The 24,010-nt window shown below is 45.5% G+C and carries 30 protein-coding genes; 10 read left to right on the top strand and 20 right to left on the bottom strand.

Annotated features, from left to right (window positions below):
- Nucleotides 1–4 precede the first annotated feature (4 nt).
- The 3 genes from M1D67_RS09990 to sufU all read right to left on the bottom strand — a co-directional run bounded on the left by M1D67_RS09990 (nucleotide 5) and on the right by sufU (nucleotide 1,705).
- Nucleotides 5–670: a GntR family transcriptional regulator gene (locus tag M1D67_RS09990; RefSeq protein ID WP_186440056.1), complete on the bottom strand. Its 666-nt coding sequence runs from the start codon at nucleotides 668–670 to the stop codon at nucleotides 5–7.
- A 44-nt stretch (nucleotides 671–714) separates the two neighbouring features.
- The gene (locus tag M1D67_RS09985; protein WP_105980958.1) at nucleotides 715–1,179 is read right to left on the bottom strand and encodes a Fur family transcriptional regulator; all 465 of its coding nucleotides are present in this window, start codon (nucleotides 1,177–1,179) and stop codon (nucleotides 715–717) included.
- A 94-nt stretch (nucleotides 1,180–1,273) separates the two neighbouring features.
- Nucleotides 1,274–1,705: a Fe-S cluster assembly sulfur transfer protein SufU gene (gene sufU / locus M1D67_RS09980; protein ID WP_020451508.1), complete on the bottom strand. Its 432-nt coding sequence runs from the start codon at nucleotides 1,703–1,705 to the stop codon at nucleotides 1,274–1,276.
- A 202-nt stretch (nucleotides 1,706–1,907) separates the two neighbouring features.
- On the opposite strand from sufU, the gene M1D67_RS09975 reads away from it, so the two are divergent.
- The gene (locus M1D67_RS09975; protein ID WP_020451507.1) at nucleotides 1,908–2,708 is read left to right on the top strand and encodes an MBL fold metallo-hydrolase; all 801 of its coding nucleotides are present in this window, start codon (nucleotides 1,908–1,910) and stop codon (nucleotides 2,706–2,708) included.
- Nucleotides 2,709–2,726: 18 nt separating this feature from the next.
- Here the strand turns inward: M1D67_RS09975 and M1D67_RS09970 are convergent, their stop codons facing one another.
- The 8 genes from M1D67_RS09970 to M1D67_RS09935 form a co-directional block, all read right to left on the bottom strand.
- Nucleotides 2,727–3,344 carry a hypothetical protein gene (locus M1D67_RS09970; protein ID WP_105980957.1) on the bottom strand — a complete coding sequence of 206 codons (618 nt, stop codon included), beginning with the start codon at nucleotides 3,342–3,344 and terminating at the stop codon, nucleotides 2,727–2,729.
- A gap of 117 nt (nucleotides 3,345–3,461) precedes the next feature.
- Entirely contained in the window at nucleotides 3,462–4,439 is a 978-nt protein-coding gene (nrdF, locus tag M1D67_RS09965) for a class 1b ribonucleoside-diphosphate reductase subunit beta (protein ID WP_020451505.1), read from the bottom strand.
- A 20-nt stretch (nucleotides 4,440–4,459) separates the two neighbouring features.
- Nucleotides 4,460–6,562 carry a class 1b ribonucleoside-diphosphate reductase subunit alpha gene (nrdE, locus tag M1D67_RS09960; RefSeq protein ID WP_020451504.1) on the bottom strand — a complete coding sequence of 701 codons (2,103 nt, stop codon included), beginning with the start codon at nucleotides 6,560–6,562 and terminating at the stop codon, nucleotides 4,460–4,462.
- Nucleotides 6,519–6,914, bottom strand: a complete 396-nt coding sequence (gene nrdI, locus M1D67_RS09955) for a class Ib ribonucleoside-diphosphate reductase assembly flavoprotein NrdI (RefSeq protein ID WP_020451503.1) — start codon at nucleotides 6,912–6,914, stop codon at nucleotides 6,519–6,521. Before nrdI ends, nrdE begins: the two co-directional genes overlap by 44 nt.
- A 250-nt stretch (nucleotides 6,915–7,164) precedes the next feature.
- Nucleotides 7,165–7,377, bottom strand: coding sequence for a hypothetical protein (locus tag M1D67_RS09950; protein ID WP_020451502.1), 213 nt, complete (start codon nucleotides 7,375–7,377; stop codon nucleotides 7,165–7,167).
- A gap of 313 nt (nucleotides 7,378–7,690) precedes the next feature.
- Complete coding sequence (gene hfq / locus M1D67_RS09945; RefSeq protein WP_020451500.1) at nucleotides 7,691–7,912, bottom strand: RNA chaperone Hfq; 222 nt, start codon at nucleotides 7,910–7,912, stop codon at nucleotides 7,691–7,693.
- 41 nt (nucleotides 7,913–7,953) lie between these two features.
- Nucleotides 7,954–8,898 (bottom strand): tRNA (adenosine(37)-N6)-dimethylallyltransferase MiaA, encoded by a 945-nt coding sequence (gene miaA, locus M1D67_RS09940; RefSeq protein ID WP_145645658.1) that lies wholly within the window; start codon nucleotides 8,896–8,898, stop codon nucleotides 7,954–7,956.
- Between the two features lie 101 nt (nucleotides 8,899–8,999).
- Nucleotides 9,000–9,398 (bottom strand): YmaF family protein, encoded by a 399-nt coding sequence (locus M1D67_RS09935; protein WP_026579702.1) that lies wholly within the window; start codon nucleotides 9,396–9,398, stop codon nucleotides 9,000–9,002.
- A 124-nt stretch (nucleotides 9,399–9,522) separates the two neighbouring features.
- Here M1D67_RS09935 and M1D67_RS09930 point away from each other — a divergent pair, with 124 nt between their 5' ends.
- From M1D67_RS09930 to erbB, 3 genes are all read left to right on the top strand, one after another.
- Nucleotides 9,523–9,744 (top strand): hypothetical protein, encoded by a 222-nt coding sequence (locus M1D67_RS09930; protein ID WP_020451497.1) that lies wholly within the window; start codon nucleotides 9,523–9,525, stop codon nucleotides 9,742–9,744.
- Between the two features lie 394 nt (nucleotides 9,745–10,138).
- Entirely contained in the window at nucleotides 10,139–10,456 is a 318-nt protein-coding gene (erbA, locus tag M1D67_RS09925; RefSeq protein ID WP_023857655.1) for an SMR family multidrug efflux transporter EbrA, read from the top strand.
- A gap of 13 nt (nucleotides 10,457–10,469) precedes the next feature.
- A complete protein-coding gene (gene erbB, locus M1D67_RS09920) occupies nucleotides 10,470–10,829 on the top strand; it encodes an SMR family multidrug efflux transporter EbrB (RefSeq protein WP_023857656.1) in 360 nt (119 codons plus the stop codon).
- On the opposite strand, the gene M1D67_RS09915 is transcribed toward erbB, so the two are convergent.
- Nucleotides 10,826–11,281 carry an OsmC family protein gene (locus M1D67_RS09915; RefSeq protein ID WP_023857657.1) on the bottom strand — a complete coding sequence of 152 codons (456 nt, stop codon included), beginning with the start codon at nucleotides 11,279–11,281 and terminating at the stop codon, nucleotides 10,826–10,828. The two genes, erbB and M1D67_RS09915, sit on opposite strands and share 4 nt — an antisense overlap.
- Nucleotides 11,282–11,446: 165 nt before the next feature.
- Here M1D67_RS09915 and M1D67_RS09910 point away from each other — a divergent pair, with 165 nt between their 5' ends.
- Nucleotides 11,447–11,752, top strand: a complete 306-nt coding sequence (locus M1D67_RS09910) for a hypothetical protein (RefSeq protein WP_479831793.1) — start codon at nucleotides 11,447–11,449, stop codon at nucleotides 11,750–11,752.
- Nucleotides 11,753–11,806: 54 nt separating this feature from the next.
- On the opposite strand, the gene M1D67_RS09905 is transcribed toward M1D67_RS09910, so the two are convergent.
- From M1D67_RS09905 to M1D67_RS09895, 3 genes are all read right to left on the bottom strand, one after another.
- Complete coding sequence (locus M1D67_RS09905) at nucleotides 11,807–12,658, bottom strand: NmrA family NAD(P)-binding protein (RefSeq protein ID WP_179289494.1); 852 nt, start codon at nucleotides 12,656–12,658, stop codon at nucleotides 11,807–11,809.
- Nucleotides 12,659–12,675: 17 nt separating this feature from the next.
- Nucleotides 12,676–13,092: a nuclear transport factor 2 family protein gene (locus M1D67_RS09900; RefSeq protein WP_080131389.1), complete on the bottom strand. Its 417-nt coding sequence runs from the start codon at nucleotides 13,090–13,092 to the stop codon at nucleotides 12,676–12,678.
- A gap of 89 nt (nucleotides 13,093–13,181) precedes the next feature.
- Nucleotides 13,182–13,766: a TetR/AcrR family transcriptional regulator gene (locus tag M1D67_RS09895; RefSeq protein WP_080131388.1), complete on the bottom strand. Its 585-nt coding sequence runs from the start codon at nucleotides 13,764–13,766 to the stop codon at nucleotides 13,182–13,184.
- A 181-nt stretch (nucleotides 13,767–13,947) separates the two neighbouring features.
- Here M1D67_RS09895 and M1D67_RS09890 point away from each other — a divergent pair, with 181 nt between their 5' ends.
- The 3 genes from M1D67_RS09890 (at nucleotide 13,948) to M1D67_RS09880 (ending at nucleotide 15,815) form a co-directional block, all read left to right on the top strand.
- Nucleotides 13,948–15,207 carry a glycosyl hydrolase family 18 protein gene (locus M1D67_RS09890; RefSeq protein ID WP_026579704.1) on the top strand — a complete coding sequence of 420 codons (1,260 nt, stop codon included), beginning with the start codon at nucleotides 13,948–13,950 and terminating at the stop codon, nucleotides 15,205–15,207.
- Between the two features lie 111 nt (nucleotides 15,208–15,318).
- A complete protein-coding gene (locus tag M1D67_RS09885; RefSeq protein ID WP_023857660.1) occupies nucleotides 15,319–15,519 on the top strand; it encodes a spore coat protein in 201 nt (66 codons plus the stop codon).
- On the top strand, nucleotides 15,516–15,815 hold the full coding sequence (locus tag M1D67_RS09880; protein WP_020451487.1) for a spore coat protein: 300 nt from the start codon (nucleotides 15,516–15,518) through the stop codon (nucleotides 15,813–15,815). The genes M1D67_RS09885 and M1D67_RS09880 overlap by 4 nt, the downstream gene beginning before the upstream one ends.
- A gap of 46 nt (nucleotides 15,816–15,861) precedes the next feature.
- On the opposite strand, the gene M1D67_RS09875 is transcribed toward M1D67_RS09880, so the two are convergent.
- Nucleotides 15,862–17,439, bottom strand: a complete 1,578-nt coding sequence (locus M1D67_RS09875; RefSeq protein WP_075213253.1) for an APC family permease — start codon at nucleotides 17,437–17,439, stop codon at nucleotides 15,862–15,864.
- A 126-nt stretch (nucleotides 17,440–17,565) separates the two neighbouring features.
- Nucleotides 17,566–18,756, bottom strand: coding sequence for a UDP-glycosyltransferase YjiC (gene yjiC / locus M1D67_RS09870; RefSeq protein ID WP_020451485.1), 1,191 nt, complete (start codon nucleotides 18,754–18,756; stop codon nucleotides 17,566–17,568).
- Between the two features lie 454 nt (nucleotides 18,757–19,210).
- Here yjiC and M1D67_RS09865 point away from each other — a divergent pair, with 454 nt between their 5' ends.
- Both M1D67_RS09865 and M1D67_RS09860 read left to right on the top strand, forming a co-directional pair.
- The gene (locus M1D67_RS09865; protein WP_035338705.1) at nucleotides 19,211–20,227 is read left to right on the top strand and encodes a serine hydrolase domain-containing protein; all 1,017 of its coding nucleotides are present in this window, start codon (nucleotides 19,211–19,213) and stop codon (nucleotides 20,225–20,227) included.
- Nucleotides 20,228–20,260: 33 nt separating this feature from the next.
- A complete protein-coding gene (locus M1D67_RS09860; protein WP_020451483.1) occupies nucleotides 20,261–20,911 on the top strand; it encodes a TVP38/TMEM64 family protein in 651 nt (216 codons plus the stop codon).
- 49 nt (nucleotides 20,912–20,960) lie between these two features.
- Here the strand turns inward: M1D67_RS09860 and M1D67_RS09855 are convergent, their stop codons facing one another.
- From M1D67_RS09855 to M1D67_RS09845, 3 genes are all read right to left on the bottom strand, one after another.
- Complete coding sequence (locus tag M1D67_RS09855) at nucleotides 20,961–21,272, bottom strand: YbjQ family protein (RefSeq protein ID WP_003182008.1); 312 nt, start codon at nucleotides 21,270–21,272, stop codon at nucleotides 20,961–20,963.
- Between the two features lie 279 nt (nucleotides 21,273–21,551).
- The gene (locus M1D67_RS09850; RefSeq protein ID WP_026579708.1) at nucleotides 21,552–22,064 is read right to left on the bottom strand and encodes a ClbS/DfsB family four-helix bundle protein; all 513 of its coding nucleotides are present in this window, start codon (nucleotides 22,062–22,064) and stop codon (nucleotides 21,552–21,554) included.
- A 401-nt stretch (nucleotides 22,065–22,465) separates the two neighbouring features.
- Nucleotides 22,466–23,836, bottom strand: a complete 1,371-nt coding sequence (locus tag M1D67_RS09845; RefSeq protein WP_025811463.1) for an MFS transporter — start codon at nucleotides 23,834–23,836, stop codon at nucleotides 22,466–22,468.
- Between the last annotated feature and the right edge of the window lie 174 nt (nucleotides 23,837–24,010).

The raw sequence follows: 24,010 nt of genomic DNA, 5'->3' as shown, positions 1-24,010 counted from the left end.
CCCCTCACTCCTTTTCCTGATGTCCGGCCAATCGGTCTCCAAGACTGAGCCAGTTTTCCTCGGCAAGCTTGATGGCCGCATTCCGATCCCCCTGTCTGCAGGCATCGATGATGTTCTGATGCTGTTCGACAGATTTCAAGCTGCCGATCGAGGAAAACTGCGACATCTCAAGGCGGTAAATTTTTGAAGAAATTCTCTCCAATGCCCGGGTAATTTCCGGGTTTTTTGATGCTTGTAAAAACACCTCATGAAAAGCAGCATCCGATTCGATTGCTTCGATAATGTCTTCTTTTTGAATCGCTTGCTGCAACGTTTGATTATGCGCCTCCAGTTGATCAAGGTCTGAATCCGTTAAAAAAGGAAACGACAGCTTGATAGCCAGCGCATGCAGTGCTGCAGTGACTGTAAAAGCATGTTCAGCTTCCTCGCGATTTAACGGTGCTACACGTGTTGCTGAACCCGGAACAGTTTCAACAAGTCCTTCATCTTCCAGGCGTTTGAGCGCCTCCCTGACAGGTGTGCGGCTGATGCCAAACTGCTCTGCAAGCTCCTGATCATGCAAGCGCTCCCCCGGCTTTAGTTCCAAATGTACGATGGTGCGCTTCAGCGTTTGATACACTTCTTCCCGAAGCGAAATTCGTTTGATTCGTTTAATGTTATTTTTCATCATAAAACCAATATATCGGATTTTGGTTTTATGCACAACCAAATTTTTTATCTAACCCCTTTCTCTTTAGCGGCGTATTTTCTTTTCGCCTGGCAATCTTTGCAGATGCCGTACAGTTCCAATCGGTGATGTGTCACTTTAAATCCGGTCAGCCGTGCCGCAATGTCTTTTACTTTCTCCAGTTGCGGACAATGAAAATCGACGATTTTCCCGCATACTTCGCATATGACATGATCATGTTCCTCTAGAGCCAGATCAAAACGAAGCGGATCGGTAAACCCCATTTCTTTTATAAGGCCCTCTTGTTTAAAATAGCGGATGGTGTTGTATATCGTCGCTGTACTGACGGCAGGATATATCTCCCTCAATGATTGTTGAATTTCAGCTATTGTAGGGTGGTTCCTGTTGGCTAAAAAATAATGGTAGATGTCCAGCCGCTGCGGCGTCATTCGAATGCCTTTCCGTTTAAGCTGCGCCATCGCTTCCTGCTTTACATTCGTTTCGTTTTCCATACCTCTTTCGTCACTGCCCCTTTTTTCCCTTGAATCTTCCGATATTCTTTGCCTGGCTGCCTTAGAAACGGAGTGCTTTAGATGTGATGTTCATTTAATAAACGTTCTCCTTGATCCGATCGAGCGCCTGCCAAGGCATCAGGGCACAGTTATGGCGGGCCCGTAACGGATGGACGCCAATCAGGGAAACGGCATCTCCCAGCAGATCCTCTGCCGGTTCTTCTCCTTTTCTGATCATATTTTCCATCGCTTCACGCATTAGCCCGGCTTCTTTTAACGTCTTTCCTTTTATCAGTTCAGTCATGATTGATGAGGAAGCCATGCTGATGCTGCACCCATCTCCGATAAAAGCTGCGTCTTCGATCTTTTCATTTTTAATGTCGATAAACAAAGTCATCACATCACCGCATGTTGGATTTTTGTAATGGACGTAATACGCGCTGTGTTTATCGATTTTTCGAAAATTTCGCCTGTATCTTGCATGATCCATAATGACGGACCGATACAGCTCTTCCAGTTTCGGCATGAAATGATGCTCCTTCCCTTTTAAACAGTTGTATTTTGGTTGAAAGAACAAACGGATTTAGTTATACTTCCGTTATTAAATCGTAATCATTACGATTTAATAATAACCGATCAAGAAGCTCACCGCAAATGAAAAGACACAATGAAACTGCCTCTTCTAATAAAGAGACAGATCGGTCAAACGCAAAGGGGGAAGATTTATTATGAAGGAGCCAGACCGCATTCAACTCGATTCTTTTCAAATGACAATTTTATCTGATGGAGCATTTCGAGTTTCAAGGGATTTCTTTTTGGCGGGAGGAGACCCTCATGAAGCAGAACATTATCCTGAAGAATTTGAAGTAGCGCTGAACTTTATCTGCCTGGAAACGAACGAAAAACGGATACTGATTGATACGGGATTTGGCGAAACAGGCGGACAAGAAAGCGGGCACTTGATTCATCACCTGACACAGGCGGGAATTATGCCTGACTCCATAGACTATGTCATTTTGTCACACAGTCATTTAGATCATACGGGAGGTCTTCTGAATAACGGGAAACCCGCTTTTCCAAACGCTGTTCATCTGATCAGTGAAGCAGAATGGCTGTACGCAAAACAAACGCCGGCTTCTAAACAGTTTCGCATTCTCTCCACTGTCCGGCCGCTTCTGAAGCTGCTGACAGAAGATACCGAACTGCTTCCCGGACTGAAGCTGATCCATACGCCCGGACATACGCCTGGACACTTGACTATTGAATTACAGACAAAAGACGGGGTCTGTCAGATCATCAATGACGCATTTCACATTCCCGAAAGCATCTCCAATCCAAAGCTGCGGGTTTCGCTTGAGCATGACCCTAAAGAGGGAGAAAAGACAAGAAGACTGCTGGCCCGGCAGGCTTATAACGGACAGGTCCTGCTCCACGGGTGTCATTTCCCCTACCCTGGTTTCGGGTTAATCGAAAAGCAGGGCTCACTTTTTCAATGGAAACCGGTCCAATACGAAAAGAAAACTCGCTGAATCAGCGAGTTTTCCCATTTAAACTAAGATATCAACGACAAACTGTGACCAAGATTCAAGTCTGTCATAGACGCTTTTATCTTTCAGATCACTGGCTTTCATCCACCGGCCGGCAATCTGCTCCTTTTCTTTAACTTCAACGTGTGCGCCCGGTTTTAACTCAAGCGCTGAAAGGATTCCGATATGTACTTTTCCGACGCTGTTTTCATCATCATTAATCAGTCCGAGCGTCACCATTTTTTCTTTATCTGATTCCTCAATCAGAAGCTCTTCATCAAGTTCACGGTCTGTGTTTAACTTCAGAATACCGGAAAAATCAAGCCCTTCGGCAAAGTTCATGTGGCCGCCGAAGCCGAGTGACAGCTTGTTGTGAAGCCGCGCTTCCCCTCCGCCTTCGAGCCGCTCGTATACAAATATTTCGTCTTCTCTTTTGATGACAACATAAGGGATCGGCTGTTTAAACGCAGGATCTTCTTCGGCGTCTCCCCTTCTCATTTCACTGAAGTGCTGTTCAATATGCGCCATGATCTTCCCAACCTTCTCACCGTCGCTGTTGACGCCTTGGAAGGTCAGCGTTTCATTTGCAAATACGTTTTCCCGCAGAACCACGAGAATGATTTCATCCATTTTTCCCATTGTATCCGTTTCCTCCTCAAAGTGAAAAGAGCAGATTCGTTCTGCTCTCATTTTGCCGTGTATCTATAACTGAAAGGCGGGGCTTGGGCGCGGATGCGCCCTTTTAGCCCGGCCGGCTTACTTATCGTCAAAGTAAAAATCGTCGTCTCTTATCGGTTCAACTGTTGCTTTTTTGTAGCCGTTTCCTTTCATTGAGAAGAAGTCGTGTGACTTCGTTTTCGTATTCAACCCGTTCAACACGATCGGATTGATCTCTTCTTCTTCAAAATAAGCTTCAAAGCCAAGGTTCATCAGCGCTTTGTTGGCATTATAGCGGATGAACTTCTTCACGTCGTGTGAAAGGCCGACCTGGTCGTACAGATCTTCTGTATATTCAAGCTCATTTTCATAAAGCTCTTTTAATAGATCAATGGCAAACGCGTACAGTTCTTCTTTTTTCTCAGGTGTCTGCTGATTGTAAATTTCCTGAGCGAGCAGGCCGACATAGACGCCGTGAATCGCTTCGTCCCGCAAGATCAGGTTGATGATTTCGCCGCTTTGCATCAGCTTGCCCTGTCCGTAAAAATAAAGCGGGTAGTAGAAGCCGCTGTAGAACAGGAAGCTTTCTAAATAAACGGATGCGACCATCGCTTTAAACAGCGAAATTTTATCACCCTGGCGGATTTTCTCATAGAGTCCGACAATGACCTGAGCTTTTTTCTGCAAATATTTGTTTTGTTTAACCCATTCAAAGACTTCGTTGATCGTCTCTGTCGGGGCAAGCGTCATGAAAATGTTTGAATAGGACTTGGCGTGGACCGCGTTTTCCATCATCGCCATGAAGTTCAGCACCGCTTTGCGCTGATGCCCTTCCACATGCTCAGCGACAAGGGGCATTCCCGTGTTCCCCTGCTCTGTATCGAGAAGCGTCAGCCCCGCGAGCACCTTCATGTATGTGTCCTGTTCATTTTTACCCAAGTACTTCCATGTCAGAAGATCTCCATTAAGCGCAATCTCTTCCGGAAGCCAAAATTGCTTCACATTTTGGTTGTAAAACATTTGGGTAAAATCATCTTCATGCTTTGACCAGTTTGCTGCATCATAAATTTTCGTCACTTTCGCATACTCTCCTTTAATCAAACGACACAAGAAAGGCAGCCTTCTTGCCCTGTATCCTTCGTTCTTGCATAGTAAAGTGTTTTGATTCCTTTATGGTGGGCATAAAGATCGATCCGGTTCAGATCGCGTGTCGTCATTGTATCTTTCAGGAACAATGTAAAGCTTATGCCTTGGTCAACGTGCTGCTGAATCGTCGAGATCATGTCGACAACTCTGAACATGTCCATATCATACGCTTCTTTATAGTAGAACCAGTTGCTCGGCGCAAGTCCAGGCATCGGATAATACGTCTTGGAGTTGCCGTAAGTTCTTTCTTCAATCCGCTCCATGATCGGCATGACTGATGCCGTGCTTGACTGTACATATGAAATGGACCCGGTCGGTGCGATGCACAGCCTGTAGCTGTGGTACAATCCGTGTTCTTTGACAAACTGTTTCAGCTGTTCCCAGTCTTCTTTTGTCGGGATGTGCATGCCTTCAAAAAGCTTGGCCACTTTTTCGAATTTAGGCGAGAAATCTTGTGTAACATACTTTTCGAAGTATTCACCCGTTGCGTAAGCCGAACCTTCGTAGTTATGGTACGTCTCACCTTTTTCTTTGGCGATTTCGGCAGACCGTTCAATCGAGTAAAAGTTCATCATCATAAAGAAAGTGTTCGCGAAGTCCCTCGCTTCCTCACTTTCGTAGGCGATATTGTTCTGTGCCAGGAATCCGTGCAGGTTCATCGCTCCAAGGCCGATGGATTTCATCGCTTTGTTCGCTTTTTTGACCGCCGGTGCGTTTGTAATGTTCGTCGTTTCAGAAACGTGCGTCAGCGAATCGGTTGCAAGCTTAACCGTCTGCTCAAGCGATTTGTTTTTCATGACGTTCAATATGTTCAATGAACCAAGGTTGCAGGAGATGTCAAGGCCGATCTCATCTTCTTGACCGTAGTCTGTGTATGAAGAAACCTGTGAAGCCTGAAGAACCTCTGAGCAAAGGTTGGAAAATTTAACCTTGGAAATATGATTGTTCGCATGCGCGTTGTTGACATTGTCCTGGAACATAATGTACGGATATCCTGATTCCGATCTTAACATCGCAAGCTTTTCGAGCATCTTGCGCGGGTGGATTTTTTCTTTTTTGACGCGCGGATCTTCCACAAGCCGGTCGTACATCTCGTTCATGTCCATTTCATCGAGGTGCTCGCCGTACGCTTTATAAACGGTGTGCGGATAGAATACGTATGCCGCTTTATCCTCTCTTGCAAGCTCGATGAATTTATCTGGAATGACGACTCCGATGGACAATGTTTTCACCCGGACATCCTCATCAGCGGAAATCTTCTTCGTATCGAGGAAATCGTTGATGTCGCGGTGGAAAATGTTTAAGTATGCAGCCCCTGAGCCTTGTCTTTGTCCCATCTGATCAGCGTAACGGAATGCGTTGTCAAGAAGCTTCATCACGCCGACAACGCCTTTTGTCGCGTTTTCGACATCTTTGATCGCTTCGCCTTTCGCACGCAGTTTTGAAAGGTTCAACGATACGCCTCCGCCTAGCTTTGACAGCTGCATTGAAATATCAATCGCTCTCGAGATGTCGTTCAAGGAATCATTGACTTCCAAGAGGAAGCAGCTGACCAGCTCTCCGCGGCGTTTGCGGCCGGCATTTAAGAACGTCGGCGTGCTCGGCTGATACTCCTGGTTGATCATCATTCTGACGAATTCCTTCGCCTTCTCCTTATCCCCGTTTGCAAAAAATAAAGCTACGATAGAGATTCTGTCTTCATAGCGTTCAAGAATTTTTTTCTTGTCGTTTGTCTTCAGCGCATAGTCATTGTAAAACTTAAAAGCGCTCATAAAGGACGGGAATCTGAATTTTTTAGCGTAAGCCTCTTTGAACACTTCCTTGATTTCTTCGAACGTGTAGCGGCTTAAAAACTCTTCTTCATAGTAGTCATTCTTGATTAAGTAATCGATTTTCTCTTTCAGATCATGGAAAAATACCGTATTTTGGTTGATATAGTCTACAAAATAACTATGTACAGCTTCTTTATCTTTATCAAACTGGAATTTCCCGTCTTTTTGGATCATGATCTCATTGTTTAACTGGATCCATTTTGGCACTTGATTTTGTGACAATTCTTTCTACCTCCTGAGTAAACAGTTCAACGTCTTTGGCCGTCCCGCTGAGCTCAAATTTGCCGAGAATCGGAACCTGATACTGCTTCGAGATTTTTTCTGCGCTTTTCGCAAAATTGTCTCCCCACACTCTGTTTCCGCTTGCCGCAACTCCCAAAAGAAGATGGGCGTTTTTCTCAAGAAACATCTCAGTCGTTTTCGGAACTTCCCCAAACCCTGTCGTGTACGTGATCAAAACAAACGGTTCGTCTAGATACTCCTCTGTGCTGACTTTCCGTTTATTGCGAAAAGGCGTCTTATCCACAAAGCGCTGAACGTTTCCCGTTTTTGAATCAAATACGATCTGAATCATCATTATCACGACCTAGTAAAATTGTTTCCGAGTCTTTCAACTCGAACCTTACACAATATATAGTATACTATCATTCAAGAAAACACAATATATTGTGCTCAGGTTGATGAAAGTTCACAATTTGCTTCAGCTTAGGAGGCCTAAGGCCAAAGAAATATGAGTAGAATGAGAGCCGTTCGCTCATCCTACTCACAAACCGAAATCTATCATAACACGAAAAAAATTGAGTTAGTAGACTAGACTTTTTCGCTTATTTTTTGTAAGTGTCACAGCACTTGTTCTCGCATACCTCTTTAATATCGGCTTCGATGCCGAGTTCCTTAAGAACCGACTGAACAGCCGTCATGATCGACGCTTCCCTGACAAGTTCTTTTCCGTTGACGAGAATACTTGTGCCGTATTCATAGCAGGAATCATCTTCACACGTCTCTTCCCAATGGTTGATGACGATCTTAGGTTTCATTGTTCGCTCATTCCTTTTCATTTTCAAACTGAATTGATGTAAACACTACTTAGTTTAGCGATTAGATGCCGCTTTGTAAATTTGAATGCCTCGGTCTTTCACAGGACGTGATGACGGCGGCGTTTTAGACAGGATGTCCAGCAATTGGTCTCCGTTCCTTTTATTCCCAGAATCCTGCTCGGACCGGCAACGGCCGCAGTTGATTGTAAAGTCGCCTCGAAAACGACAAAATCCCAAAACAGTAAACTGTTTCAGGATTTTGTCAGGCAATCTGAAAAGACCATGCCAGGCATGGTCTTTTAGCCGTAAATCGCTATTCGAGTTCGAGTTGAACGTTTTTTTGCGGTGCAAATGTGGAAATGGCATGTTTGTATATAAGCTGCTGCTTTCCTTCCGATTCAATCAACACTGTAAAGTTGTCAAATCCTTTTACTTGTCCGCGCAGCTGAAATCCATTCAGTAAAAAGACCGTGACAAATGTACTTTCTTTCCGAATCTGATTCAAAAACTGATCTTGAATATTTATCGATTTCATGTTTCTGGTCCTCCTTGTTTCTCTATACCATACTGTTTCGATTAAAGTTCGAGCTTTCCTGCTATGTAAGTGAAAATTTCCTGTTTTTTCTGCTCGATATTGACAGGGGGCGTCATGTCATACCAGGCGACATCCATTTGATTTCTGAACCATGTCAGCTGTCTTTTGGCGTAGCGTCTCGAATTCCGCTTCAACGTCTCAACCGCCTCTTCCAAGGACACTCTGCCTTCAAGGTGCGCATAAAGCTCTTTGTACCCGATGGCCTGAACAGACTGGCAATTTCTTATGTTTTCATCATAAAGCTGTTTCACTTCATTCAGCAGCCCCTCATCCATCATCTGGTCTACGCGGCTGTTGATCCTGTCATACAGCACTTCCCGTTCCATCGTCAAACCGATGAGAGCCGTGGTGTATAACAGCTCTTTTCGCTGTCCTTCTATATGTTCAGACATCGTTTTTCCTGTCGTATGGAAAATTTCAAGCGCCCTGATGACCCTTCGTTTATTGTTTGGATGTATGGCTTTTGCCGCTTCGGGATCGCGCTCTTCCAAAAGACAGTGAACATATTCGGCTCCTCTCTTGTCAGAGAGCGCCTCCATCTCCGCTCGGAACTCAGGATCGCCCGCTTCCTCTGTGAATGAATAGTCATAAAGGACAGACTGGATATAGAGCCCTGTCCCCCCCACAATCATCGGAAGCTTCCCTCGCCTGCCAATCTCTGCGATTTTTTGTCTGACGATCTCCTGATATTCAGCAACCGAGAAAGATTCCGTCGGTTCTTTAATATCGATCAAGTGATGCGGAACCCCGTTCATTTCTTCTTCTTTAATTTTTGCTGTGCCGATATCCATTCTTTTGTAAATCTGCATCGAATCTCCGCTGATAATTTCCGCATTCAAATGCTCGGCCAGCATCACGCTTAATTTTGTTTTACCGACAGCGGTCGGTCCGATCAAAACGATGACCGGCGGTTTCGTTTTATTCACTGCTGATCACTCTCTTTAAACAAGCTCCTCCCATTATACCATTTCACGTTCAAAAACATCCATTTCATTTTACCCGTTTTCATTGCTTTCCAAACATTCCCTCACCACCCTATCGGCTCATTCCCCACAATTTCTCTAGTGGAACCTTTAAAAGTATGCCGGTGCCTCTCCTTTCTTCCATCGCTTACATACACGACTCCGCCAAATCTGATCGGGGGAGCCGCAGAATATGCCAGATAAGTCGTGCCCCCGATTTCATGATAGTGCGTGCCGTCCGCCCGCGGAATCGCGGGCCCCGTAATCGCGTAATACCTGTGATAATGTCCCTTATCGAAAGAAGTGATGCCGGAATAAAAATGAACGTGCCCATCTGTATTGCTCCCGTTTGCCGGCTGGGAAAAGCCTTCAATTAGGTGGTAATGGCCATTGGCAGTCGATGTTCTCGCCCTGTAAGCGTGGGCATGGGGAGGCGCTTTTGACCAATCCGACTGATACAGCATGTTTCATTCACTCCTTTTTAAGGGCGGCTTCACTAAAAAATACGACGGGCGCCCAAGCAAAAACGGCTGGGCAGAATACAGTGATGTTAGTCAGGTTTCATTTTATTATTGGAGGGATTTTTTTATGAATCATTTCGAGCACGCTCCTGTATATGGCGACGACAACCAGCGCATCATCGGCAGACCTTTCTTTGGCGGACCTTTTGGGCGCCCGTTTTTCGGCCCGCGTCCGTTTTTCGGTCCGGGCCCCTTCTTCGGAGGTTTTTTGGGCGGACTTACTGCCGGAGCGCTTCTCGGCCCTTGGGGATATCCGTATCCGCCGTATCCTTACTATCCTTTTTTCTGACAGATAAAGGCTCTTCCAGGGGCCTTTTTACATAACTTTTTTCTTGACTTAGAACTTTTGCATCAATTAAGATGGATTTTACCAACCGGTTAGTAATACGGGTTTTTTTTATGTCTAAAAAAGAAGAAATCTTTGAAGCGGCCTCATGACGATTGCGAAATACACCTTTAACACTTTAAGATCATTTATGGGCTGCGTTTTTTGATATTCGAATGAAAACTAACTTTGTACAAGCGCCCTTGCTGCGGCAGCATGTCTTAAACCGCAGCGTGAGTTGTGTGAAAAGAGCGCTGGCAAATGGTCAAAGTCTTTTGTTTCAATTGGAACTGCTGGCTGACGAAGAGAAAGCTCTCCTTTTGAATCATGGAATAACATTGATAGAGGAGGATTTCATATGATTGCAGGCTACATTTTTCTAATGATCGCCATCTTGTCAGAAGCGGCGGCAGCCGCCATGCTGAAAATATCTGACGGGTTCGCGCGCTGGCGGCCGTCGGTTCTCGTAGTGATCGGCTACGGTCTCGCATTTTACATGATGTCGCTCACATTGCAGGTCATCCCGCTAAGCCTCTCCTATGCGACTTGGAGCGGAGCGGGCACCGTACTGACTGCAATCATCGGCGTCTTGTGGTTTCAAGAAAAGCTGAACCGGCGAAATATCGCCGGCATTATTTGTCTCGTGTCAGGCGTTGTCCTGATCAATCTGTCATAAGGAGGAGAATGTCATGAAAGGCATGATCTTTTTGGCGGCTGCCATTTTGTCCGAAGTATTCGGAAGCACGATGCTGAAGCTGTCAGAAGGCTTTAGCGCCCCCCTGCCCGCGGCCGGTGTCATGATCGGTTTTGCGGCTTCTTTTACGTTTCTGAGCTTTTCATTAAAAACACTGCCTTTATCTGCGGCTTATGCGACTTGGGCCGGCACCGGGACGGCTTTGACAGCTGCGATCGGGTATTTTATATTTCAGGAGCCATTCAATCTCAAAACTCTTATTGGGCTTGTATTGATCATCTGCGGCGTCTTTTTGCTCAATTCAAAGCATGCTGACGCCGCAGACCAAAAGGCTCAGCTCACGATCGAAATCTAATCCGCTTTGGAGACGACAATCTTTGGGTCTAATTCAATGGCGACATTGCCCTGAACCGCCCTTGATATCATACAGGATGTCTCCGCCTTTTCAGCCAGTCTTTCGGCAAGTTGTACCTCTTTTTCCGCCGCTTCTTTCGGAAGGCGGATCAGAGGTCTGTGAATGATTTTTTCGTACGTAAACACCCCGCCTGTCACATCGACAACAGCCTCGGATTCCATCGTCAGGCTCTCTTTTTCCAATCCGCTTCTTTCCATCATGGCTGCAAGCGTGATGATATAGCAAGTCGCAGCGGCGCCGAGCAGCATTTCGTCAGGGTTTGTCCCTGCCCCCGGACCGTCCATTTCCTTTGGAATTGAAATTTCTGTTTTTAAATTCCCGCTTTCAATCCTTCCGATGTCGTTACGTTTTCCAGGCCAGTCTGCCTGAAGGTAAAAATGATGTCTAGCCATAAAAAATACCTCCTTTTTTTATCCTGCTTAAAGTCTACCGGTATTTGACCTTTATGTCTGTTGATTTGCCTAAAAAACCGGTAAACCGTGACAGCCGTCTAACACACGGGGCATGAGCGGAACATAGAATACAACGAAAATCCGCGCAAGAAAGGACGAAAAGAAATGGAGAATGTAGAACATTTACAGCAGACACCGGCTCCCAAACAGCATATGCATATCCCCCAGTATCAGCACGCCGAAGCAGCCGTGCACCACATCAAATGCCCGTTGTTTCCGCACTTGAAACATAAGACGTTGTGCACAGTTGCGCCTTTTGTTCATTACGGTTTAAATGAAGCGCAAACCACTTCCTATCACCACGCCATGGAAGAAGTAGCGGCAATGGCTTATTTAATGGGCATGGGTATGGACCCTCACTTGGCCTACTGTACAGTTGAGTCATGGGAAATCAACGAAACATTCTACTAATTAGACTGAACGGTCAAAAATAAAGAGAAAAGACCGTTCAGTCTCAGGAACGAGTTAAAGCAGACGCCAGCGTCCGGCATGTTCATTGGCGAAATCAGCCAGTGAACGCGGTTTTTTTCCCGTGATGCGTTCTACTGTATCTGTGATGCGGTTTTCTTTGCCATTCTTGATTTTCTCGTCTAGTTCCGACATGAATCCGGCATAATCGGGAGATAATCCTGCTTTTATATACCTTTCCCTCAAAGCGGACACTTCGACATTGACATGCCTGACGTCGCGGCCTGCCGCTCTGCCGATGATTGCCGCGGCTTCAGCATAACTCAAGGCTTCCGGCCCGGTCAAGATATGGCTCGTATTATGCGGCTTTTGATCAAGCAATGCCCGCACAGCCACTTCAGCAATATCGTCTGCATCTATAAACCCGACTTTGCCGCTGCCTGACGCCGTGACGATTTCATTTTTCTTCCGAATCGAAGCGCCATGCTGATGGTCAAAATTCTGCATGAAATATGAAGGCTTTAGCACCGTCCATTCAGGAACATATCGCCTGACCGCGTGATGAAGCTTCCCGAATACGGGTCCGTCTTCATCAATAATGGCAGCGCTGAGCAGAACAATGCGGCGGACGCCGGATGCCGCTGCCATTTCCAAAAACGGCACAACGAGCGGCGACGGTTCGAATACACCGACAGGCGCAACCAAATACAATGAGTTCGTGTTTTTTAATGCGTCTCTGTAAGTTTTTTGATCATTCCAGTCAAAATACGCATGTTCCGTTCCGGCCATTGCAGGCATTCTCCGGCTTGCGATCCGGACACCGGCCCCCAAACGTACAAGCCGTTTGGCGATTCGGCTTCCAGTCGTGCCGGTTCCGCCGGTAATCAATATTTTTTTCTCCACTTTTATCACTCCTTGTTACGTCATTAAAAAGTCTGCAGCCGTCCCCCGAACGATTCGATGACAGTCAGAGGATTCCAATAATCTTTGTAGTGGACAATTTTGCCCTCTTTCATGTTTACAAGGCTGATGTACTGTTGGTTATAAGGAAGCCCCGTCTCGCACACCGTGCCTTCACATTCAAATTCGACAGCTGCATAGCCCGTATTTGCCATTTGATGAATAGTGGGCGCTGTGAAGCGGACAATATCGATCTTTTCGGGAAAATCCTTTATATATTCGTAAATCGCCGACTTTCCTTCTAGTTTTTTAGGAAAACCTGGCGGTGCATATGGATGCTCAAACACCGCGTCTTGATCCCAAAGCTGTATCCACTTTTCCATATCCTTTTCGAGCATCGACTGCAAAAATTGTTTCATCACATCGGTTATCGTATGCGCCATTTTCTTTCCCCCATTCTTTTTTGACCACTTGGTCTAAAATAGTGATAAAAACGAGCGGCAGCCCATCTTCCCTTGACGAAAAAAATTCTTTAATCAAGAACAGACAGGCTGACATCGATCAAATCCTGAAGGGCGTCAAAGTCCCCCGTTAACTTCGCCTGAAACGTGAGCGACAGCCGGGTTTGATTTAAAAAACGGGCAACTGCTGAAAGATCTTGATCTCCCTTCTTTAGTTCCCCCTGTGACTCGGCCCGGACAAGCGCTTTGTAAAAGGCGGTTTCCAGTTGCTTTGTCTGCTTATCAAAGTATTCGGCAACCTCTTGATCACGGGGAATTTGTTCAATTGCACTGTTGATGATATAGCATGCCTTTGAGCGCTCGGGGTCTTTCAGAGCGTTTAAGCTTTCCTGAAAGATCTGCCGAACCGATTGCTTCACTGAGCCGGGGCTTTCAAGCCTGGCGATTACTTGAGCATTTTTATCATCAAGATATCTTGTAAGAGCGGCAATAAACAGATCCCGTTTCGTGCCGAATGTATTGTACAGACTTTGCCTGGCAATTCCCAGGCGGCTGAGCAGCTCTTGCATCGATGCGCCTTCATAGCCGAATTGGCCGAAAACCTCCATTGCTTTATGAAGGACGAGGGCGGTATCGAATTCTTTGCTTCTTCCCAAGCCTTTATCACCTCCTTTATTTGAAGAATACACTTTTTAGATCGATCAGTCAAGAATTATCCGCTTCACGGATCTATTCACCATTCCGATTGAGAAAATCGGCGCATGATCCTTCAGCTCCGGTCATAGACATAGCATAAAACCCCTGTCACATACAGAGGAATAAAAGGAAGTGTGCCCGTTGTTTATTTATACGGTTCAGCCGGGAGATTCATTATTTGTCATCGGTGCCAGGTTCGGAATTTCGATTGACCAGATCCGATTGGCAAACGGGTTGGTCGAAACAAACATTGTCCCCGGACAGGCTCTTTTAATACCGCTTTATACATATACGGTTCAGCAGGGAGACAATTATGATTCGATCGCCCGCTGGACGTTTGTATCCGCCGAAGCATTGCAAAAAGCAAATCCGTCTGTAACGCCTGCCAATATGAGGCCGGGGATGAAAGTGACGATTCCGGAATTGCCGAAAAAACCGATCACCGCTTTAGGATATTACACATTGAGAAACCCCGGCTTAGACCAGGAATTGATTCATAATTTTGCCCCCTACGCCACATATCTGGCATTTTTTGAATACCATATTTCAAGCGACGGATCGTTAAGCGAGCTGAATGATTCACCGGCGGTACAAACGGCCTGGAGGCGGCGCGTTCCTCCCCTCATGACAGTCACCAATCTGACAGAAACAGGCTTTAGTCCGTCTCTTGCGCACCGCGTATTAAATCAGCCTGCCGTAAGAAACCGACTCATCGACAATATTGTTCAAACGATTTCCAGAAAAGGATATGCTGGCGTCAATATTGATTTCGAACAGATTGTGGAGGAAGACAGAGATTTATTTTCAGGTTTTCTCCGCCTGTTGAAAGAGCGGCTGAAGCCTTCCGGTTATGTGTTGACGGTTGCCGTTCCGCCGAAAACAAATGAAAATATCGCCTGGCTGAAAGGGTATGACTATGGCGGAATCGGCGCAGTGAGCGACCTTGTCTTTATCATGGCATACGACTGGCACCACGGAACAAGCGAACCCGGCCCCGTCGCTCCGATCAATGAAGTCCGGCAGACGATTCAATTTGCCCTTCGCCATATTCCAAAAGAAAAAATCATTCTCGGCTTTCCGCTTTACGGCTATAACTGGACGCTGCCCTATCAGCCTGGTACCGTATACCCGGGAATCGCCAACCAAGGCGCCGTTCAGCTCGCCATGAAGCACCAGGTACCGATTCAATATGATACAAAGTCTGAGTCCCCTTTTCTCCAATACACAGATGAACAAGGCAGAAGGCACATCATATGGTTTGAAGACGCACGCAGTATTGGAAAAAAACTGCAACTCATCATCGAATACGGACTTGGCGGCGGCGGTGTCTGGCAGCTCACGCTCAGTTTTCCGCAAGGAACCTGGCTCTTGACCAAATTCTTTCGCGTCAGAAAAGCCTGACAGCAACATGTAATTTATTGTAAAACAGCAAACAGAATAATCCCGCTAACGAACCTTGATACTAATGATGTGTCCTTCACACAATAACAAATCTGAAAGGAATGTTTGCAATTGAATAATGGGATTCATGAAACATTGGAACTGCATGAGCTGTTAATGTTTAAAAACCTTTGCCTGACTAAGTCATCAACAATGACGGGAATGGTGCAGGATCAAGAGCTTCGCGACATCTTGGAACGGGATGCTTCCCAAACAAAGCATCAGATCGAGCATTTGCAAGGACTGCTGTCAATGAGAGGTGAAACCGTATGAACGAATTCATCCAAAACATGACAGGAATGGGCGCGATGACTGAACAAGTGATAGCGACCGACTTTTTAATCTCAGCGAAAACCGGTGTCAAAAACATTGCCACTGCTATCACAGAAACATCTTCTCCAGAAGTGCGTGAAACGCTTAAGCAGTATTTAAACGACGCGATTGATACTCATGAACAGATCACAAACTATATGATGTCAAAAGGTTATTACCATCCTGCCAATTTATCTCAACAAATTCAAGTTGATACCAAAGCTGCCGAAACAGCTAAAGATCTTCCGCAACTGTAATGAAAACGCGTGAATCCCCCGCAGTCCATACGCGGGGGATTCTTATTTAAACGGTTTCTTCTTTTTTCTCATCATAATCAATGACTGCCTTTGGAAGGGCCGTATATTTCGCCCAGTAAAATACCGCAATCGATCCTGCTGCGATCAAGATTAAATCGACCGGCGTCCTCAATAGGCCCACGCCGTTACCGAATGAGCCGAGATACGACAAAATCAAGAGCATGACATAATAACCGACAATCCACCAGCTTGATTTAAGCTGCTGTGCAAACGAAACATCGTCTTTGGGAACATATTTTTTACACGCGCAATAAACGGCAAACATCACGAGCTGCGATCCGAGCAGCCATGACACGGTGTTCCAGCCTGACCAATAGACGATATACGACGCAAATACGAAGGAGACAGGAGCAATGACAGCCATCCCCTTGATTTGCAGAGGCTTGTTGAGCTGCTTGGCATTCACATTCAGCGCTGCCGCTGAAACCGGAGCAATCGCATAGGAAAGAATCAAGGCTACAGAGCAAACATTGACGAGCGCGTCCCAAGACGGAAAAGGAAGCGTCCAAAAAACGGCGAGCGCGAACGACAGCCACAACGACGGACGCGGAATTCCCGTCGATTTATTCACCTTGGCAAACACTTTGAACAACGTGCCGTTCCGCGCCCATGCATAAACCAAGCGCGACGTCGTATTCATAAAAATATTGCCGTTTCCGCCGGGTGATAAGATCGCATCCAGAACGACAAGAGTGGCAAGCCAGCCCATCCCAAGAAGCACCGCGATGTCTTTGAATGGAAGAGAAAATTCCTTGCCGATCGCTTTCCAGCCGTCATTCAGCATATCAGTCGGGATGGCTCCGATAAACACCACTTGCAGTATCGTATAAATGCAAGCCGAAACAATGATGCAAATCAGCAGAGCGACCGGGATGTTCCGCTGCGGATTTTTCACTTCACCAGCGACCGAAACGATCGGATGAAGACCGAGGTATGCAAACATCACCCCGCCGGTCGAAATGGACGCCTGCACCCCGTCAAAGCCAAACGGGGCAAATTCTCCCGCAAAGTTGGCCGACTTAAAATGGAATATCAATACGACAATGATCGTCAAAGGAACAAAATACTTAAAAACCGAAATGATTAAATTTGATTTCGCAAACGCTTTGACACTCCAATAATTGAGTAAAAAGAACAAACAAAGCAGCACAAACTGCAAAAGCCAGCCGATAATCGTCGGCGATTCAGAACCTTTTATCGTCAAACCGGGAAACCAATAAGCTACGTATTGCCTGACAGCGGTCACTTCGATTGAAATCAGGCTTGTATAGGCAACGATCGTGATAAATGAAATCAAGTATCCGACAAGGTGGCCGTGGGTATACACCGGATAGCGGATAATCCCGCCCGTCCGCGGCAAAGCAGCTCCCAGCTCGGCATAAACGAGGCCGATTAAAAGGATAATGACACCGCCGATAATCCACGAAAAGCTTCCCGCGGGCCCGGCTTTTGAAGCGACATTGCTGACGGCAAACAGCCAAGCCGAGCCGAATATCGCTCCCATGCCGATCAAAATCAGGTCAAGCAGAGAGATCGTTTTTTTGAAATTGCCCTGATTTGACAAATCACTTCCTCCTTTTTAATACATTTAATAGAAGGTAGTATGTTCAAAAAGCGCCTCTGTATACTTTTCCCGCTTCCTTTCGGCTGCAACAAAAAACCCGGGGATTTCCCGGGTTCCTTCATATGGTTATTTCACTCCTGCCGGTGCTAAAAATGACTCAATTTCATCTGCGGCTTTCTCGGCTCCTCCTGCTTGTTTAATGTGCTCTTGCATGTCCTTTACGCGTTTCAGGACATCCAGGTTACCGTCCGTCTGGGAGACGGCTTCCCGCAATGAAGCAACTGTTGTGTCCTCCGGCTGCAAATGCTTGCCAAGCCCGAGTTCTTCGACGCGGCGGGCAGTGATTTCCTGTTCAGGCATTTGCGGGACGGCAACAAGCGGTACACCGGCATTCAATCCTTCCATCGTACTGTTCATACCCCCATGGGTGATGAAAAGCTCTGCTTTCTTCAGGATTTCCAGCTGGGGAACGCGCTGATGAATCGAAAAGTTATCAGGTATGTCGTCAAAGCTTTCAGGATCGATTGTCGTGCCGACAGCCATGATCACCTGCCACTTCGTGTCCCTGAATGCTTCGATGCACATATGATAAAATTCCGGCCAGGCATTGAACGCCGTCCCTAAAGAAATCAGCATGACAGGACGGCCGCTGTCCGAAATAACCGGCGTGTCTTTTTCCTGAAACTTGCGTTTGGCTAGAGAAGGACCGACAAAAGAGAACCGTTCATCAAACGTTTCGCCGTAAGGCTGAAAAGCACGAGGCATAAATACAATGTTCAATTTTGCCGGTTCGAACATCTCTTCAAAATTAAATGACGGAAGATTCGCATTTTTCAAAGCGGCTTCTTGCTCAGGCGTGAGCTCGATCTTAAACTCTTCAGACATTGATTTGAATGAAAAATGTTCGTTCTGTGCATATGTAGAACAAAGGCGAACCGCCTCTATTCCAAACTTCTCAGCCAGCATTTTTCCCGCCATGGCCATAAAGTCAAAAAGGATGAGGTCAGGCTTGTCATTCTCATAAAGCGCTTCAAGCTGAGGAAGAACCTCCTCCATTTCTTTCATAAACATCATCGGAGCCTGTGTCATATCCTTTTTATTTTTCATCAGCTCCCGAATTTGCTGCGGATCGATATTTAAAGTTGAGCGGTAGTTGAGCGGCTCTGCCCCAGTTTCCTCAACAGCTTTCACAAACTCATCCGTTACCGGATATGTTACCCGATAACCGCGTTTGACAAGGCTTGCCGTTAAAGCAAGCGTCGGATTAATATGCCCGTGAGCGGGAATATTAAAAATCGCGATATGTTTTTGGCCCATTTTTTAACCTCCCGTTATTTTTCGCTTCATAACAGTAACGATGATTTTAAATCTCTTTCACCATGTTAAACAACATATTATAGATAATAAAGGAAAAACCCTTCAAAATTAAATTAAAATTAAAAAATACTAATATAGTCCTTTTTCTCACAAAAAAACACCAAACTTTAGACCTTAGTTTAAGGCCGCACTCGACTTTATTCCCCTTTTCGATACTGCCGACTTATATTTCAATCGTTTTAAAACAAAAAACAACCGTCAAAACAGCACTCGTTTTAACGGATGTCATGAAATTGCCATATTTTAAATTTAGTTTAAATTATTCTGTAAATGATGGTAAATACAAAAAAATTTTTATAATGTTATTTTGTCGCGCTTCCTGCTTCATTTCCTTTCAAAACTATCGTTTATCGTTTCCTTCTCCTCATAATTAGATATGAAAGGACTGTTGTTATTGGTATATACAGCGGAACATCTTGATGATTATTTAATGGAACAAGCATCCAACAATCATTTTCACGGCAGCATTTTGCTGGCAGACTCAAACGGTATTCTGCTATCGAAAGGATACGGTTATGCTAATTGCAAGGACAAAGTGAAGAATAAACCGTCTACACGCTACCAAATTGCTTCGCTGACAAAGCAATTCACAGCCATAGCGGTCATGCAGCTGCAAGAAAAGGGGCTGCTTCGTACTGATGATCCGGTACAAAACTATTTAGAAGGCTATCCGAACGGCGACAGCATTACCATCAAACATTTATTAAGCCATACGTCCGGAATTCCTGATTTTCTAGAGGAAGAATTGCTCGATATTGAGCTGGAGCGCGCACCGTTAGACCAATTTATCGGCCGGTTTATTGACAAACCGCTCGAATTTCGCCCGGGACAAAGGTTTAATTACAGCAATTCAGGATACATATTACTCACAAAAATCATTGAAACAATCACAAATGAAGCTTATGGAGATGTCATTCAAGAATTGATCTTTGACCCTTTAGGCATGAAAAACTCCGGTTTCTTCGCTTCCCCGGAAGATATTTCGCCCACAGTCGGATACTTATGCCTGAATCGCGAAATGATCAAAGCGCCTATCGTATACGGCTACGGGGAAAGCGGGCTGTATTCAACCGTTGAAGACTTGTACTTATGGGACAGGGCGCTTTACACTGAAAAGCTTGTCACAAAAGGCGCTTTGAAAGAAGCGCTTTACAGCTGTGTCAAAAAACCGGCTTTTACAGCCGAAGGCCCTTCTCCGGCACTCATTCAAAACAATTCGATCGGATACGGATGGTTTATTAATCATCAAAACAAGTATAAAATATGGCATGATGGAGAAATCCACGGTTTTATCAGCTCGATTAACCGATACATAAACGAGAAAAAAGTGCTGATTATGCTCAGCAATTGCAACCTGTCAAAAACAGACGAGATTTTGGCAAACGTGGAAGAAGCTTTATTGCAAATATAGAAGCTAAAAACAAAGAAAGGCAGCGGGAGCGGTATGATCAAAAAACTATTCACTATCATCATCATGGCAAGTATCATCGCGGTCGGATTCGTCTGCAAAGATTCCTGGCTCGGCGTCATCAGGGACGGAGGCGTTTATTCGGTGCTATTCAGCATGCTGCTTGTGGCGGCCTGTGTATTTTTCCCGATCGTCCCGTTTGCGCTCATTGCCGGATTAAACGGCGCTTTGTTCGGAATCGCAGACGGCGTGCTGATCACGCTGACAGGGTCGATGCTCGGCACCATGCTCTTGTTCTTCCTCTCACGTTACGGATTCAGAGATTTGGCTCGCAAACGCTTAACGAAATACCCGAAAATGAGCGAATATGAAGCCTATTTTAACCAAAATGCTTTTACAGCCGTACTATTGGGCAGACTGATCCCCGTTATCCCCGCCGTTGTCATGAATATTGTCTGCGGATTAAGCAAGGTGAAATGGGCTGTCTTTTTCGCGGCTTCGACACTTGGAAAAATCCCTAACGTTCTCGTCGTCTCGATCGCAGGTGCCAATTTCAGTGAAAACAAGCTGATCTCTATCGGTGTCTACGGCTTATACATGGCGATCATAGCGCTTGTCATCTACAGAAAGTATCCCCATCTGACTCAAAAACATAAAGAGACCAAACAGACAGGGAAGCCTTCTTGACCCGCTGAGGCGGCAATGATAGCCGCCGCCTTCGTTTTTCGGTTGAACGTCAGCCGATTACAACAGCCGTACCATATCCGATTAGTTCGGAGGTACCCTGGCCTGCAGATAGTTCGAACCTTAGACCGACGATCGCGTTTGCTCCGAGTTCTTCAGCTTGATTCACGAGCCGTTCCCTCACAGCTTTTTTCGAATCCTCAAGCATTTGGGTGTAATTTTTTAATTCTCCGCCAATGACCGACTTCAATCCTGACAGAATATCTTTTCCGATATTCCGCGACTGAACGATGCTGCTGGTGACAAGCCCTTTGACTTCGACGATATTTTGATTCGCGATTGTATCTGTTGTGACGATGATCATTCATATCCTCCCTTTTCCTATACTTACTAGCTACCATACCATATACGCCGGAAGCGTGCAGTTATTTATCCATCATATCGGCTGGATTTTTAAAATGTTAAGTTTTTTATGCAAAGTTTTACCACATTGCATAGCCGCATCGTTTCAATCGCGGGCTTTTCACAAAATGGAAAATGCCTCGAAAGAAGTGAATATAGATAACTTTATAGCATTGTTAATTTCAGCTTCATAAGAAAAATTGAGTATCTTTTGAATGCACTTCTTCATGTTAACACGATTTCATCCCAGTTGATTCTTCTTCCACTTCCTTATTTTAGTCCTGAAGTTTTTAAATGGAGCCACAGAGTTGACGTGAATGAACCTTATAGCAGGCCACTTCGGGTTTTCACCTGTCCAATTCAAAGTACCTTGGGTGAATAATTCTTCATCCGTGAGCGTATCAATCCAAGACTGAAGTTGTGCCTCTGCTTTCTTGAATTCTTGGCGAAGCTCAGTTAACGAAAAGTGAGAATACATATCGTAAAAAGATTGATAAAGAGCACCCAGTTGGTTCCATTTATAATGAGGAGAGGGAGTGACAACGGTTTTTCCCAAGCGCTCATCCCTGTCCCAGCTCATCAACAGGTTTAACCATCCGAGCTGATAAGCAAGGATTTCCCCTGGCGTTCGATCTACGTCTTGATCCCGAACATCTCTATACTGATCGGGGATATCGTCAAACTCCCCATCTAGTAACAAATAACGCTTATGAATTTCTTCTTTCAAATGTTTCTTGGACTCGTACACCGTAATCCCTCCTTGATATCAACTATAGTGTACACTACACGGATTGTCCGCCTTATTTTAAAACAAATCATGAACTTTTAAGAGCAGTTTGCGAGACTTCCCTTACATTGCATGTATATTAATTTGTTCGACGGTTCCCGCTTCAATATGAGGTAATGTGAATCGGCTCCCCTGCCGTCGACTCTACGTCAACCTCTCTCGATACCCAAATTCAATTCAAATGCCTCCATGCATCACTAGAATCGGCTTCCCTTCACCTATTCGCGAATATTCAATTGTCAGTCCGTCAATTTCAAAGGTGCCGATGCTTCTTTCATAATTTCTTCATCCTTTACTTTCATCATGTTTCAGAAAATCCATACAACATAAAAAACGGCTGGGCGGTCCCGCCCAACCATTCGAATATGTTAAGATTTTTTGCGTTTGCAAGTCAATAAATATAGCAATCCGCCAGCCAATACAAAGACTGTGAATATGGCAAACGAGCGGCTGAATACAGCGCCCCAGGCATTGTCCATTGCCGGAAGCGCAGAATAGCCGAACCCGCGCACTGCCATCAAGCCTCCTGCAAATGCGACGCCTATTCCTTCAGATAAAAAACAGGCAAAATTCAGCATCCCCATTCCAGCGCCTGCAGCCTCTTCTTCCAAGCTTTCTGCGGCACTATTGGAAATCGACGTCTTCACAAATGAAAGACCGCCAAATATAAACACGAGCAGCATCGTCATCAACCATGGTGTCCGGTCACCGAACTGTGACGCGGCCGCTATGGTTGCCAAGATCAATAACCATCCAAGAGTAAAAACAAACCGGCTGCCGAAGCGATCGGTAAGGGCTCCCCCCGCGACGCCGAAAAAGATAACGCCCACACTACCCGGAAGCATAATGCCGCTTCCGATAATATCGGCATTTAAACTGAACAAGACTGTCATCATATATGGAACGACAGAGACGATTCCCGCAACGCTTCCCAATACGATACATCCTGCCAAAACGACGCCTATATATCTGCGATTCTTGATTAAAGACCGGTCAATAAAAGGATGTTCCGCATATCGGGTATGAACCGCAGCTCCAATCAAGCAAAAAATGCCCGCCGCTAAATAAAAGACATGATACAGCGATATATATACAGCGAACATCACAATGCTGATTGTCAGCAGGACGATCCCAATGATATCCAGATTTGCTTTTACAGCGGCTTCAGCAGGCATATTTCTGAGGAAGAATGGAATCGACATCAGCGCCGCCATCGGAAGAAGGAACAGAAACGACCAATGAATATGATGTACAATCATTCCGCCGATAGCCGGACCTATTCCCTCGCCCATTGCCACCAGTGATCCGACAAGGCCGAACGCTTTGCCCCGGCCCTCCGGACGAACATAGCGTGTAATGATGACCAGGATAAGCGCGGGTACAGCGGAAGCCCCGGCTCCTTGAACAAAGCGCGCAAAGATCACGGCCGTGAAATAAGACTGAGCCGAAAGACCTATTAATGAACCTCCGCCATAGATGATTAGTCCGGCCACAAACAGCTTTCTGACACCGTACATATCAGAAAGCCTGCTGTAAACGACCGAACCAGCAGCAAAGGAAATGATAAAACTCGTATTCACCCAATTTGCCGCGGCAGGCGACACGCCAAATTGATTTTTTATGTCCGGCAATGCAACATTAAATACGGTTTCGTTCATCACACTGAAGAAAGCGACAAAGCTAAGCCACCAAAACGCCTTCTTTTGATGCTTGAAGGACTGCATTTTAATGTTTTTCAATTGAATGATACCCCCAAAATTATAGGGGAATCACGCAGTTTATAGGGTTAATGATGCGCTTTCCCCTCGAATGTTAACCCATTTATTTTTTTGCACTTCATCATTCATGCGCCTCCTCATATTTGATTTTTAAATTATACAATTGATCAACAAAGGGATCAATGTAAGGAACAT

Source organism: Bacillus sp. PK6-025 (assembly GCF_056530265.1).
The sequence above is the reverse complement of the archived record's forward strand: the minus strand, read 5'-3'. Positions and strand labels throughout refer to the sequence as shown.

Bases quoted from the DNA above. Each gene is read 5' to 3' on its own strand.
- M1D67_RS09990 (WP_186440056.1), bottom strand. From the start codon at position 670: ATGATGAAAAATAACATTAAACGAATCAAACGAATTTCGCTTCGGGAA.
- M1D67_RS09985 (WP_105980958.1), bottom strand. From the start codon at position 1,179: ATGGAAAACGAAACGAATGTAAAGCAGGAAGCGATGGCGCAGCTTAAA.
- sufU (WP_020451508.1), bottom strand. From the start codon at position 1,705: ATGCCGAAACTGGAAGAGCTGTATCGGTCCGTCATTATGGATCATGCA.
- M1D67_RS09975 (WP_020451507.1), top strand. From the start codon at position 1,908: ATGAAGGAGCCAGACCGCATTCAACTCGATTCTTTTCAAATGACAATT.
- M1D67_RS09970 (WP_105980957.1), bottom strand. From the start codon at position 3,344: ATGGGAAAAATGGATGAAATCATTCTCGTGGTTCTGCGGGAAAACGTA.
- nrdI (WP_020451503.1), bottom strand. From the start codon at position 6,914: ATGATTCAGATCGTATTTGATTCAAAAACGGGAAACGTTCAGCGCTTT.
- M1D67_RS09950 (WP_020451502.1), bottom strand. From the start codon at position 7,377: ATGAAACCTAAGATCGTCATCAACCATTGGGAAGAGACGTGTGAAGAT.
- hfq (WP_020451500.1), bottom strand. From the start codon at position 7,912: ATGAAATCGATAAATATTCAAGATCAGTTTTTGAATCAGATTCGGAAA.
- M1D67_RS09935 (WP_026579702.1), bottom strand. From the start codon at position 9,398: ATGCTGTATCAGTCGGATTGGTCAAAAGCGCCTCCCCATGCCCACGCT.
- M1D67_RS09930 (WP_020451497.1), top strand. From the start codon at position 9,523: ATGAATCATTTCGAGCACGCTCCTGTATATGGCGACGACAACCAGCGC.
- erbA (WP_023857655.1), top strand. From the start codon at position 10,139: ATGATTGCAGGCTACATTTTTCTAATGATCGCCATCTTGTCAGAAGCG.
- erbB (WP_023857656.1), top strand. From the start codon at position 10,470: ATGAAAGGCATGATCTTTTTGGCGGCTGCCATTTTGTCCGAAGTATTC.
- M1D67_RS09915 (WP_023857657.1), bottom strand. From the start codon at position 11,281: ATGGCTAGACATCATTTTTACCTTCAGGCAGACTGGCCTGGAAAACGT.
- M1D67_RS09910 (WP_479831793.1), top strand. From the start codon at position 11,447: ATGGAGAATGTAGAACATTTACAGCAGACACCGGCTCCCAAACAGCAT.
- M1D67_RS09900 (WP_080131389.1), bottom strand. From the start codon at position 13,092: ATGGCGCATACGATAACCGATGTGATGAAACAATTTTTGCAGTCGATG.
- M1D67_RS09880 (WP_020451487.1), top strand. From the start codon at position 15,516: ATGAACGAATTCATCCAAAACATGACAGGAATGGGCGCGATGACTGAA.
- yjiC (WP_020451485.1), bottom strand. From the start codon at position 18,756: ATGGGCCAAAAACATATCGCGATTTTTAATATTCCCGCTCACGGGCAT.
- M1D67_RS09860 (WP_020451483.1), top strand. From the start codon at position 20,261: ATGATCAAAAAACTATTCACTATCATCATCATGGCAAGTATCATCGCG.
- M1D67_RS09855 (WP_003182008.1), bottom strand. From the start codon at position 21,272: ATGATCATCGTCACAACAGATACAATCGCGAATCAAAATATCGTCGAA.